The organism is Streptomyces sp. NBC_00620, from assembly GCF_026341825.1.
Lineage (GTDB): Bacteria > Actinomycetota > Actinomycetes > Streptomycetales > Streptomycetaceae > Streptomyces.
Genome location: NZ_JAPENY010000003.1, coordinates 1,263,035 through 1,275,125 on the forward strand (window position 1 = coordinate 1,263,035; position 12,091 = coordinate 1,275,125).

Here is a 12,091-nt window from a genome sequence, read left to right on the forward strand (position 1 = left end):
CCCGCCCGCCATCTCAGTCCACCACCGTGACGAGTTGGTGATCGTCCTCGACGACCTCGGTGCCGCTCTGCCCGAGCGGGTGCGCGAGGCCGACCTGTACGGCGGTCACCTTGTACTCCGGGCAGTTGGTCGCCCAGTCCGAGTTCTCCGTGGTCACCACGTTGGCGCCGGTCACCGGATGGTGGAACGTGGTGTAGACGACGCCGGCCGGCATCCGGTCGGAGATCTCCGCGTGCAGGGTCGTCTGCCCGACCCGGCTGGCCAGCGTCACCAGGTCGCCGTCCTTGATGCCGCGGGTCTCGGCATCGTGCGGGTGCAGTTCCAGGATGTCCTCGGGGTGCCAGGCGACATTGCCGGTACGGCGGGTCTGCGCGCCCACGTTGTACTGGCTGAGGATGCGGCCCGTGGTCAGGACCAGCGGGAAGCGCCGGGTGCTGCGTTCGTCGGTCGGCACGTAGTTGGTGACCACGAACTTGCCCTTGCCGCGCACGAATTCGTCGACGTGCATGACCGGGGTGCCCTCGGGCGCCGACTCGTTGCAGGGCCACTGGACGCTGCCGAGCTTGTCGAGGACCTGGAAGGAGACGCCGGTGAAGGTCGGCGTGACCGAGGCGATCTCGTCCATGATCTGGCTCGGGTGGTCGTAGGACATGGCGTAGCCCATCGCGGTGGCGATCTCGCTGATGATCTGCCACTCGTGCTTGCCCGTCTTCGGCTTCATCACCGCGCGCACCCGGTTGATCCGGCGCTCGGCGTTGGTGAAGGTGCCGTCCTTCTCCAGGAAGGACGCGCCGGGCAGGAAGACGTGCGCGAACTTGGCCGTCTCGTTGAGGAACAGGTCCTGTACGACGACCAGTTCCATCGCCTCGAGGGCGGCGGTGACGTGCTTGAGGTTCGGGTCGGACTGGGCGATGTCCTCACCGTGCACGAACAGGCCCCGGAAGGTGCCGTCGATCGCGGCGTCGAACATGTTGGGGATGCGCAGTCCCGGCTCGGACAGCAGCGTGCCGCCCCAGAGCCTCTCGAAGACCTCGCGCACGGCGTCGTCGGAGACGTGCCGGTAGCCGGGCAGTTCGTGCGGGAACGAGCCCATGTCGCACGAGCCCTGCACGTTGTTCTGACCGCGCAGCGGGTTGATGCCGACACCGTCACGGCCGACGTTGCCGCACGCCATCGCGAGGTTGGCCATTCCCATGACCATGGTCGAGCCCTGGCTGTGCTCGGTGACGCCGAGGCCATAGTAGATGGCCCCGTTGGGCGCCGCCGCGTACAGCCGGGCAGCGGCCCGCAGTTCCTCGGACGGTACGCCGCTGACCTCCTCGGTGGCCTCCGGGCTGTTCTCCGGACGGGCGACGAACTCGGCCCACTCGGCGAACCCTTCGCAGCGCTGCGCCACGAAGGCCAGATCGGCCAGGCCCTCGGTGACCACCACATGCGCCATGGCGTTGACGACCGCGACGTTCGTGCTCGGCTTGAGCTGGAGGTGGTGCGCGGCCTCGATGTGCGGCGAGCGCACCAGGTCGATGCGGCGCGGGTCGACCACGATCAACTCGGCGCCCTCACGCAGCCGGCGCTTCATCCGGGAGGCGAACACCGGGTGCCCGTCGGTGGGGTTGGCCCCGATCACCATGATGACGTCGGCCTCGGCCACCGAGCGGAAGTCCTGGGTGCCCGCCGACTCACCGAAGGTCTGCTTGAGTCCGTACCCCGTCGGGGAGTGACAGACCCGGGCGCAGGTGTCGATGTTGTTGTTGCCGAAGGCCGCGCGCACCATCTTCTGTACGACGTAGACCTCCTCGTTGGTGCAGCGCGAGGAGGAGATGGCGCCGATCGAACTCGGCCCGTACCGGCCCTGGAGTTCACGCATCTTGGTGGCGACCGTGCCGATGGCCTCTTCCCACTCGACCTCGCGCCAGGGATCGGTGATCCTTTCGCGGACCATGGGCTTGAGCATGCGGTCGGGGTGCGAGGCGTATCCGAAGGCGAAGCGGCCCTTCACGCAGGAGTGGCCCTCGTTGGCGCCGCCGTCCTTGTGGGGCACCATCCGGATCAGTTCGTCGCCGCGCAGCTCGGCCTTGAAGGAACAGCCGACACCGCAGTAGGCGCAGGTGGTGATCACCGACCGGGTGGGCATGCCGAGTTCGACGACCGACTTCTCCTGGAGCGTCGAGGTCGGGCAGGCCTGTACGCAGGCCCCGCAGGAGACGCACTCGGAGTCCATGAAGGTCTCGCCGGCGCCCGCCGAGACCTTGGACTCGAAGCCGCGCCCCTCGATGGTCAGCGCGAACGTGCCCTGTACCTCGCCGCAGGCCCGCACGCAGCGGGAGCAGGCGATGCACTTGGACGGGTCGAAGTCGAAGTAGGGGTTGGAGGTGTCCTTCTCGGCGTCGAGGTGGTTCTCGCCCTCGTAGCCGTACCGCACCTGCCGCAGCCCGACCACGCCCGCCATGTCCTGCAACTCGCAGTCACCGTTGGCCGGGCAGGTCAGACAGTCCAGCGGATGGTCGGAGATGTAGAGCTCCATGACGCCCTGGCGGAGCTTCTCCACCTTCGGCGTCTGCGTCCTCACCTGCATCCCGTCGGCGCACGGTGTGGTGCAGGACGCCGGGGTGCCGCGCCGGCCGTCGATCTCCACCACGCACAGCCGGCAGGAGCCGAAGGGCTCGAGGCTGTCGGTGGCGCACAGTTTGGGTATGTCGATCCCGGCCTGCGCGGCTGCGCGCATCACCGAGGTGCCTTCCGGCACGGTCACCGGCATCCCGTCGACCTCCACCGAGACAGTCGCCTCGCCGGGCCTCTCCGGGGTGCCGAAGTCGGGTTCCTTGAGCAGTGTCATGCCGTGCCCTCCGTCCTCGTGCCGGTCGCGGTTACGGGTTGGATCTCCAGCGTTCGACGGCCGCCGAGGAAGTCGTCGGGGAAGTGAGTGATGGCGCTGCGTACGGGCATCGGCGTCAGGCCGCCCATCGCGCAGAGCGAGCCGTCGGTCATCAGGTCGCAGAGGTCCTCGAGCAACGCCAGGTTCTCGTCCCGGTGTTCACCGGCCACAATTCTGTCGATCGCCTCGACACCGCGTACCGAACCGACCCGGCAGGGTGTGCACTTGCCGCAGGACTCCTCCGCGCAGAACTCCATCGCGAAGCGCGCCTGGGCAGCCATGTCGACGCTGTCGTCGAACACCACGAGACCGCCGTGTCCGACCATCGCGCCGGCCGCCGCGAACGCCTCGTAGTCCATCGGCAGATCGAACATCGACGTCGGCAGATAGGCGCCGAGCGGGCCGCCGACCTGCACCGTGCGCACCGGGCGCCCGGAGAACGTACCGCCGCCGTAGTCCTCGACGAGTTCGCGCAGGGTGACGCCGAACGCGGTCTCCACGATGCCGCCGTGCGCGATGTTGCCGCCGAGCTGGAACACCTGGGTGCCGCGGGAGCGTTCGACGCCGAGTTCCTGGTAGGCCTTCGCGCCGTCCGCGAGCACGACGGGGACGGTGGCCAGCGTGAGGACGTTGTTCACGACGGTCGGTTTGCCGAACAGGCCCTCGATCGCGGGGATCGGCGGCTTCGCGCGGACCGTGCCGCGCTTGCCCTCCAGGCTTTCCAGCATGGAGGTCTCCTCGCCGCAGATGTACGCTCCGGCGCCGACCCGGACATGCAGGTCGAAGTCGAGCGCGGAGCCGAGGATGCCCTTGCCGAGCCAGCCGTGTTCGCGGGCGATGCCGATCGCCGCGCGCATCGTGGCCACCGCGTCGGGGTACTCCGAGCGGATGTAGAGGTAGCCCTCGCTCGCTCCCACCGCGTGTGCGGCGATCGTCATGCCCTCGATGAGCATGAACGGGTCGCCCTCCATGACCATCCGGTCGGCGAAGGTCCCGCTGTCGCCCTCGTCCGCGTTGCAGCAGACGAACTTGAGCTCGTCCGTGCAACCGAGCACGGTCTTCCACTTGATACCGGCCGGGAATCCCGCGCCGCCGCGGCCGCGCAGTCCGGAATCGGTGACCTCCGTGACCACGTCCTCGGGAGCGAGGGCCAGGGCCGCTTTCAGCCCCGCGAGTCCGCCGTGCTCCACATAGTCCTCGGTCGACAGGGGGTCGGTGACGCCGATTCTGGCGAAGGTGACGCGGTTCTGGCGTGCCAGCCAGGGCAGTTCGTCGACGATGCCGAGCCGCAGCGGGTGGTCGGCGCCGTCGAGCATGCCGGCGGCGAGGAGTTCCTCCACGTCCGAGGGGGCCACCGGTCCGTAGCCGACGCGGCCCTGCGGGGTCACCACCTCGACGAGCGGCTCCAGCCAGAGCATGCCGCGCGATCCGTTGCGTACGAGTTCGATGTCGAAGTCACCTCCGACCGCGGCCAGTTGAAGGGCGTCCGCGACCTCGTCCGCGCCGACGGACCTGGCGGCCGAGTCGCGGGGGACGTAGACCTTCGCCGTGGCCTGCGAAGTGTTGTTCACGATGACACCGTCCCGTTGAGGATCGCGCCCAGACCGGCCGGGCTCACTCGTCCATGCAGTCGGCCGTTCACCTCCACCGCCGGCCCCAGGGCGCAGTTGCCGAGGCAGAAGACCTGCTCCACGGTCACCGCGCCGTCCGCCGTCGTCTCCCCCAGGGAAAGTCCGGCCTCGCGGGCGTAGCCCACCAGACTGTTGGCTCCCAGGGCCTGACAGGCCTCGGCACGGCAGATCCGTACCGTGGTGCGTCCGGCGGGCTCGCGGCGGAAGTCGTGGTAGAAGGTCACCACTCCGTGGACGTCCGCACGGGAGAGGTTGAACTCGTCGGCGAGTACCGGTATCGCCTCCTGCGGCACATGGCCCAACTCGGCCTGGACGGCGTGCAGTACGGGCAGCAGTGCACCCCGCTCTCCCCGGTGGCGGGCGGCCACCCTCCGCACCACGTGCTCGACCGTCACGTCACTCCCGCTGGTCGTCATGATCGCTCTCCAAGAGCCGATAGCGATGCTTGCAGGGGACTGAGACAATACCCCATACAGGCTTCTGTATACAGAACTCAACCGCACTCAGCCACACCCGGCCGCACTCAGCCACATCCAGTCGCGTTCCGCCACGGAACCGCGGACGCCATCTTGCATACCAAAACCTGTATGCTGAGGCCCGCCGTCGGCAACCCTCTCGGCGGCCACCACTTGGCAAAGCCGTCGGCCCCACAGGCCCGGTGGCAGAACGGGGCTCCCATGCGCGAGGCACTCACGGCCGCTGCGTCCCGGCGCGTCACCCGCCCGGCACCGCTGCGCCAGGCCGTCTACGACGCGCTGACCGAACTGATCGTCAGCGGCTCGCTCAAGCCCGGCCAGCACCTCGTCGAAGCCGAGCTCGCCGAACACCTCGGTGTCAGCCGCCAGCCGGTCCGCGAAGCCCTGCAGCGCCTCCAGACCAACGGCTGGGTGGACCTCCGTCCCGCCCAGGGCGCCTTCGTGCACTCCCCCACCGAGGTGGAGGCCGCCCAGCTGCTCAGCGTCCGCGCGGTCCTGGAGACCTACTCGGCCCAGCTCGCCGCCGAGAACGCGAAGCCCGAGGACGTCGTACGGCTCTGGGAGCTGCAGGAGGAGGGCGTCGAAGCGCTCGCCGCGGGCGATGTCGAACGCCTGGTCGCCGCCAACACCGCGCTGCACGCCTTCGTCACCTCCGTCGCCGACAACGCCGTACTGTCCGAGTTGATCTCGCTGGTGGGCCAGAAGGTGCGCTGGTACTACACGCCGATCGCCCAGCCCCGCGGCAAGGAAGCCTGGAACGAGCACTCGCAGCTCATCAAGGCCATCGCCAAGGGAGACCCGGACCGCGCGAGCGAGATCATGCGCAAGCACACCGAACGCACCACCGACTTCTACCGCAAGCAGATCGCCGCCGGGGCCGCCCAGAACTGACCGCCCGAACTGCCCCACGGCCGGGTTCAGGACGCCGCGAGAGAGTCGGCGGCGCGGCGGGCGGACCGGAGCGAGACGTCGGCCACCGCCGGATGGGCCGCCTCCGCGCCGACGGCCGCCTGCAGTTCGAGCAGCCACGGCAGGACCGTACGCAGCACGATGTCGAGCCCTCCGCCGTCCGCTCCGAGCATCGCGTCGGCGGGAACCAGCACCGGATCGGCGAACACGGTGGACGTCGCGCTGCCGTGCGGCCCTCCCCCGTCCGGTCTGGCCGGCACGAACAGGTCCGGGGCGTGCGCCGGAACCACCCAGAGGGTCAGGCCGTCCGGCCCGGTGAGCGGCCTGGAGGACCAGACATAGCTGTCGGCCTCCCCCGCCGCGACCACCTGGTGTTTACGGGCACGCAGCGCGACCACGTCACCGGAGCGCGCGGCGGTGGAGCGTGACGCCCAGAACTCCCCCTGCACACCCTGTTCGGCGGGGTCGTCCTCGGCAAGCGCCAGGCTGCCGAGATGGCGTCCGGCGGCGATCTCGCCACGGACCCAGGGGCTGCCGTACGACTCGATGACGGCGACCGCCGCGTAGTGGGACTGGAGCACGGCCGCGGTCGCCGGGCAGATACGGGCGATCCGCGCGACCACCTCGGCGGCTTCCGGCAGGCCCATTCCGAGGCCGCCGAATTCCGTGGAGACGGTGAGCCCCAGCAGCCCGGCGCGGCCGAGGGCCGTCACGGAGGCACGGGGGAACTTCGCCCGCGTGCCGGTCGCTTCGGCGGTCGGCACGATGACGGTCCTGAGGACTTCAGAGAGAGCGGTGCGGTACGACACGGGGTGACCCCCTCCTCGGGAGCGCAGCTCTGCTGTGCGGCGCACATGATTGCATACAGTATTCTGCATCCGGTTGGATGCGCCAGAGGTGAGGAGGGGGCAATTGGCGAGGGGGAGGCGATTTCCGCGAATTCGCGTCACGGACGGCACTCAGAGTGGCTATTGCATACTACAGTCAGTATCCCGAAGCCAGAGGCTTCGGGACAGCAGTCCAACGAGGGGGAGGGTTCCATGCCCGACACGCCCACCGTGGCAGCCCGCGGCCCGATCGCCCGGCCCGCTCCGCTGCGTCAGGCCGTCTACGACGCTCTGACCGACCTGATCATCAACGGCACCCTCAAGCCGGGCCAGCACCTCGTCGAGGCCGAGCTCGCCGACCATCTCGGCGTCAGCCGCCAGCCCATCCGCGAAGCGCTGCAACGGCTGCACACCACCGGCTGGGTCGATCTGCGGCCGGCCCAGGGCGCGTTCGTCCACTCCCCCACTCCGGAGGAGTGCGCCCAGCTCCTCAGCGTCCGGGGCGTCCTGGAGACCCACTCCGCACGCGGCGCCGCGGAACACGCCACACCCCACGACGTCGACCGCCTGTGGGAACTGCAGCAGGTGGGGCTCACCGCCCTCGCGGCCGGCGACGCCCGCGCCATCGTCGAGGCCAACGCCGCCCTGCACGGCCACATCACGCACCTGTCCCGCAACGCGGTCCTGGCGGAACTCATCCCCCAGGTCGACCGGCGCGTGCGCTGGTACTACATGCCCATCGCCAAGCCGCGCGGCACGGACGCCTGGAGCGAACACGCCCAGATCATCCAGGCGATCGCCGACGGAGATCCCGAGCGTGCCGAACAGCTCATGCGCCGGCACACCCGGAACACCGCCGACTTCTACTGCGAGCAGATCGCCGCGGTGACCGCCCGCCGCACCCGGTGACCGGGGCGCGAGCGGTTCACTGCCCCGGGTCTATCTCCCGCAGCAGCCCCGTCGACACGTCGAAGACGAATCCCCGCACATCGTCGGTGTGCGGCAGGAACGGCGAGGTGCGCACCCGCTGCATCGACTGGCGTACGTCCTGATCGACATCCGTGAAGGCTTCGACGGCCCAGGCCGGCCGCTGCCCGACCTCCATCTCCAGCTCGATCCGGAAGTCCTCGGTCAGGCTCTGCAGACCGCAGCCGGTGTGGTGGATGAGGATGACACTGCGAGTGCCGAGGGCGCGCTGACTGATCGTCAGGGAGCGGATCGTGTCGTCGGTGACCACTCCGCCCGCGTTGCGGACGGTGTGGCAGTCGCCCAGCTCCAGGCCGAGCGCGGCATGCAGGTCGATCCGGGCGTCCATGCAGGCCACGACGGCGACGCGCAGGACGGGGCGGGCGCCCATGCCGGGGTCGGCGAATCCGGCGGCGTACGCGCGATTGGCTTCAAGGAGCCGGTCGGTGACCGTCCCGCTTAGACGGGGTGTTGGTGTCAACATGCTGGGCTACCTCACTCCGGTCGAACGCCTGAGAAAGAGGATCTACATACGGCGATCTGTATACGGTATGAAGTAGCCAGTATTCGTAACCGTGCGGCCCCTTGTCCAGAGTGCGTACAAGGGACGCACTGAGGAATGGGGTGCTGTCTCAGGCGACGGCCGCGGGTTCGAGCCGGACGACGACACCCTTCGACGTAGGGGTGTTACTGATGTCGGCCACGCTGTCCAGCGGCACCAGGACGTTGGTCTCCGGGTAGTACGCGGCGGCGGAACCGGGAGTGGTCGGATAGGAGACCACCCGGAACTTCTCCGCACGGCGTTCCACGCCGTCGCGCCACACGCTCACCAGGTCCACCTCGCTGCGGTCGGCGAGCCCGAGCGCCTCCAGGTCGACGGGGTTCACCAGGACCACGCGGCGGCCGTTGTGGATGCCCCGGTAGCGGTCGTTCATGGCGTACGGGATGGTGTTCCACTGGTCGTGCGAGCGCAGCGTCTGGAGCAGCAGATGCCCCGCGGGTGCGCTCAGCATCTCGAAGTCGTTGCAGGTGAAGACGGCCTTGCCGCTCGGGGTCGGGAACACCCCGGAGTTCACCGGGTTGGGCAGCCGGAAGCCGCCCGGCCGGTCGACCCGGACGCTGAAGTCGTCGAAGCCCGGGACGACCCGGGAGATCCGGTCGCGGATCGTGCCGTAGTCCGCCTCGAACTTCTCCCAGGGGATGGACGGTTGGTCGCCCAGGGTCCGCCGGGCCAGCCGCGAGATGATCGCCACCTCGCTGAGCAGGTGCGGTGAGGCCGGGTGCAGGCGGCCCCGGGAGGCGTGCACCTCGCTCATGGAGTCCTCGACGGTGATGAACTGCTCGCCGCTCGCCTGGATGTCCCGGTCGCTGCGGCCCAGGGTGGGCAGGATCAGCGCGGTGTCTCCGCAGACGGTGTGGGAGCGGTTGAGCTTGGTGGAGATGTGCGCGGTGAGACGGCACCGTCGCATCGCCCGCTCGGTGACGTCGCTGTCGGGCGTGGCCCTGATGAAGTTTCCGGCGACCCCGACGAAGACCTTGGCCTCGCCGTCGCGCATGGCCCGGATGGCGTTCACCGAGTCCAGGCCGTGCTTGGTGGGCGGGGTGAAGGCGAACTCGCGCTCCAGGGCGTCCAGGAAGCTCTGCGGCATCCGCTCCCAGATGCCCATGGTCCGGTCGCCCTGCACATTGCTGTGGCCGCGCACCGGGCAGACACCCGCTCCGGGTTTGCCGATGTTGCCGCGCAGCATGAGGAAGTTGACGACCTCACGGATGGTGGGGACGGCGTGCTTCTGCTGGGTGAGCCCCATCGCCCAGCAGACGATGATGTTCTCCGCGGCGAGGACCCGCTCGCCCACCGCCTCGATCTCCTCGCGGGTGAGACCCGTGGCGTCGAGGATGTCGTCCCAGTTGGCCTTGCGGGCCTGCGCGGCGAACGCTTCGAAGCCGATCGTGGACACGTCGATGAATCCGTGGTCGAGGACCGTTCCCGGCGCGGCTTCCTCGGCCTCCAGCAGGAGCAGGTTCAGCGCCTGGAAGAGCGCGAGGTCGCCGCCAGGGCGGATCTGGAGGAACTGGTCGGCGATGGCGGTGCCGCGGCCGACGATTCCGCGGGCCTTCTGCGGGTGCTTGAACCGCATGAGGCCGGCCTCGGGCAGCGGGTTCACGGCGACGATGTGGCCGCCGTTCAGCTTGGTCTCCTCCAGCGCGGAGAGCATCCGCGGGTGGTTGGTGCCCGGGTTCTGGCCCACCACGAAGACGAGGTCGGAGTGGTGGATGTCGTCCAGGCTCACGCTGCCCTTGCCGATGCCCAGCGTCTCCCCGAGCGCGGAGCCGCTGGACTCGTGGCACATGTTGCTGCAGTCGGGCAGGTTGTTCGTGCCGAAGGCCCGGGCGAAGAGCTGGAGGAGGAAGGCGGCCTCGTTGTTGAGCCGGCCCGAGGTGTAGAAGAGGGCTTCGTCGGGCGATTCGAGCAGGCGCAGTTCCTCGGCGAGCAGACCGAGGGCGTCGTCCCAGCCGATCGGCTCGTAGTGGTCCGAGCCGGGCCGCTTGACCATGGGTTCGGTCAGCCTGCCCTGTTGGTTGAGCCAGTAGTCGGACTTCTGGCCCAGCTCGGACACCGAGTGTTCCCGGAAGAAGTCGGCGGTGACGCGGCGTGAGGTCGCCTCGTCGTTGATGTGCTTGGCGCCGTTCTCGCAGTACTCGTTCTTGGCCCGGTGGCCCGGCGCGGGTTCCGGCCAGGCGCAGCCGGGGCAGTCGAAGCCCTTGGTCTGGTTGATGTTCAGCAGGGTCAGCGCCGTGCGCCGGACCGAGGTCTGGCCCAGCGAGTACTGGATCGCGTGTGTGACGGCGGGGAGTCCGGTCGCCCAGGTCTTGGGCGGGGTGACTTCCAGTCGGTCTTCCGGGTCCTCGATGGTGCTCATGATCTGGCCTGTGCCTTTCTGCCGCTCCCGCGCGCACGACAAATCCAGCGCCGCGGCGGGAACCGAAATCCCGCTCGTGATCAGCTTCGGCCAGGCCTTGAGAAGTAGTCAAAGAGAGAACAACTTCCACGCGATAGAAGCCGTCTATCAAACGGTCGGCACCCCTTCTGACCTGCCCTGACGAGGGTCGCCGGGTGGACGGCAGTCGGTCAGATCACACCCTGGGCCTTGAGCAGCGGCAGCTCGTCGCGGGAGAGGCCGAGCTCGCGGAGGTAGATCTCCTCGTTGTGCTCGCCGAGCAGCGGGGACCGCTCCACCTTGACCGGGGAGTCGGAGAGTTTCAGGGGGTTGCCGACCGTGACGTACGTTCCGCGCTCGGGGTGCTCGACCTCGACGACGATCTCGTTGGCGGCGAGCGAGGCGTCCTCGATGATCTCCTTGGTGGACAGGACCGGGCCGCAAGGGATGTGGTGGGCGTTGAGCGCCTCGAGCACCTCCATCTTGGAGAGGGTGCTGGTCCATTCCTCGATGAGCTGGAACATCTTCCCGAGCTTGGGCAGCCTGATCTCGGGGGTGGCCCACTCGGGGTCCTCGGCCAGCTCGGGCCGGCCGATGAGTTCGCTGATCGGCTTCCAGCCGACGGGCTGGACGATCACGTACACGTAGTCGTTCGGGCCGCCCGGCGCGCACCTGACCGCCCAGCCCGGCTGCCCGCCGCCGCTCGCGTTGCCCGAGCGCGGCACCTCGTCGCCGAAGTCCTCGTTCGGGAACTCCGCGAGCGGGCCGTGCGCGAGCCGCTGCTGATCGCGCAGTTTCACCCGGCAGAGGTTGAGCACGGCGTGCTGCATCGCGACGTTGACCCGCTGGCCGCGACCGGTGTGGGTGCGCTGGAAGAGAGCGGCGAGGATCCCCGCCACGGCGTGCATACCGGTGCCGGAGTCGCCGATCTGCGCGCCCGTCGCGAGCGGCGGGCCGTCCTCGAAGCCGGTGGTCGCCATCGACCCGCCCATGGCCTGGGCGACGACCTCGTACGCCTTGTAGTTGGTGTACGGGCCTTCGCCGAAGCCCTTGATGGAGGCGTACACGATGCGGGGGTTGATCTCGCGGATGCGGTCCCAGGTGAAGCCCATGCGGTCGATGGCGCCGGGTCCGAAGTTCTCGACCATCACGTCGGAGCCCCGGATCAGCTCCGTGAGGATCTCTTTGCCGCGCTCGGTCTTGGTGTTGAGGGTGATGCTGCGCTTGTTGCTGTTGAGCATCGTGAAGTAGAGGCTGTCCACGTCCGGGATGTCGCGCAGCTGCTTGCGCGTGATGTCACCGGTCGGCGCCTCGACCTTGACCACATCGGCACCGAGCCACGCGAGGATCTGCGTTGCGGACGGGCCGGACTGAACGTGCGTCATATCCAGGACGCGCACGCCCTCGAGAGCCTTCGTCATGATCGCCGCCTCACTCTGTGTGTCGCCATCCCAGGGGCCCCATACTG

At 69.0% G+C, this 12,091-nt stretch carries 10 protein-coding genes; 3 read left to right on the forward strand and 7 right to left on the reverse strand.

All coding sequences use genetic code 11. From position 1 onward, the window contains the following. Positions 1-13: 13 nt before the first annotated feature. The 3 genes from fdhF to OG246_RS36915 are packed head-to-tail and all read right to left on the reverse strand — an operon-like array spanning position 14 to position 4,922. Complete coding sequence (fdhF, locus tag OG246_RS36905; RefSeq protein ID WP_266473164.1) at positions 14-2,836, reverse strand: formate dehydrogenase subunit alpha; 2,823 nt, start codon at positions 2,834-2,836, stop codon at positions 14-16. Then, on the reverse strand, positions 2,833-4,446 hold the full coding sequence (locus OG246_RS36910; RefSeq protein WP_266473165.1) for an NADH-quinone oxidoreductase subunit NuoF: 1,614 nt from the start codon (positions 4,444-4,446) through the stop codon (positions 2,833-2,835). The genes fdhF and OG246_RS36910 overlap by 4 nt, the downstream gene beginning before the upstream one ends. Next, positions 4,443-4,922, reverse strand: coding sequence for an NAD(P)H-dependent oxidoreductase subunit E (locus tag OG246_RS36915; RefSeq protein ID WP_266473166.1), 480 nt, complete (start codon positions 4,920-4,922; stop codon positions 4,443-4,445). Before OG246_RS36915 ends, OG246_RS36910 begins: the two co-directional genes overlap by 4 nt. A 261-nt stretch (positions 4,923-5,183) precedes the next feature. On the opposite strand from OG246_RS36915, the gene OG246_RS36920 reads away from it, so the two are divergent. Beyond that, a complete protein-coding gene (locus tag OG246_RS36920) occupies positions 5,184-5,873 on the forward strand; it encodes a GntR family transcriptional regulator (RefSeq protein WP_266473167.1) in 690 nt (229 codons plus the stop codon). Positions 5,874-5,899: 26 nt separating this feature from the next. Here OG246_RS36920 and OG246_RS36925 read toward each other — a convergent pair whose 3' ends face one another. Then, entirely contained in the window at positions 5,900-6,700 is an 801-nt protein-coding gene (locus OG246_RS36925; protein WP_266473168.1) for an acyl-CoA dehydrogenase family protein, read from the reverse strand. 231 nt (positions 6,701-6,931) lie between these two features. Here OG246_RS36925 and OG246_RS36930 point away from each other — a divergent pair, with 231 nt between their 5' ends. Beyond that, positions 6,932-7,627, forward strand: a complete 696-nt coding sequence (locus OG246_RS36930) for a GntR family transcriptional regulator (protein WP_266473169.1) — start codon at positions 6,932-6,934, stop codon at positions 7,625-7,627. Positions 7,628-7,643: 16 nt separating this feature from the next. Here the strand turns inward: OG246_RS36930 and OG246_RS36935 are convergent, their stop codons facing one another. Together OG246_RS36935 and OG246_RS36940 are read right to left on the reverse strand one after the other, a co-directional pair. Next, on the reverse strand, positions 7,644-8,168 hold the full coding sequence (locus tag OG246_RS36935; RefSeq protein WP_266473171.1) for a carbonic anhydrase: 525 nt from the start codon (positions 8,166-8,168) through the stop codon (positions 7,644-7,646). Positions 8,169-8,316: 148 nt separating this feature from the next. Next, positions 8,317-10,605: an FdhF/YdeP family oxidoreductase gene (locus OG246_RS36940; protein ID WP_266473173.1), complete on the reverse strand. Its 2,289-nt coding sequence runs from the start codon at positions 10,603-10,605 to the stop codon at positions 8,317-8,319. Between OG246_RS36940 and OG246_RS36945 the strand changes: the two genes are divergently transcribed. Beyond that, complete coding sequence (locus OG246_RS36945) at positions 10,604-10,786, forward strand: hypothetical protein (RefSeq protein WP_266473175.1); 183 nt, start codon at positions 10,604-10,606, stop codon at positions 10,784-10,786. The genes OG246_RS36940 and OG246_RS36945 overlap by 2 nt on opposite strands. Positions 10,787-10,814: 28 nt before the next feature. Here the strand turns inward: OG246_RS36945 and frc are convergent, their stop codons facing one another. Then, positions 10,815-12,044 carry a formyl-CoA transferase gene (gene frc / locus OG246_RS36950; protein ID WP_266473176.1) on the reverse strand — a complete coding sequence of 410 codons (1,230 nt, stop codon included), beginning with the start codon at positions 12,042-12,044 and terminating at the stop codon, positions 10,815-10,817. Positions 12,045-12,091: the final 47 nt, after the last annotated feature.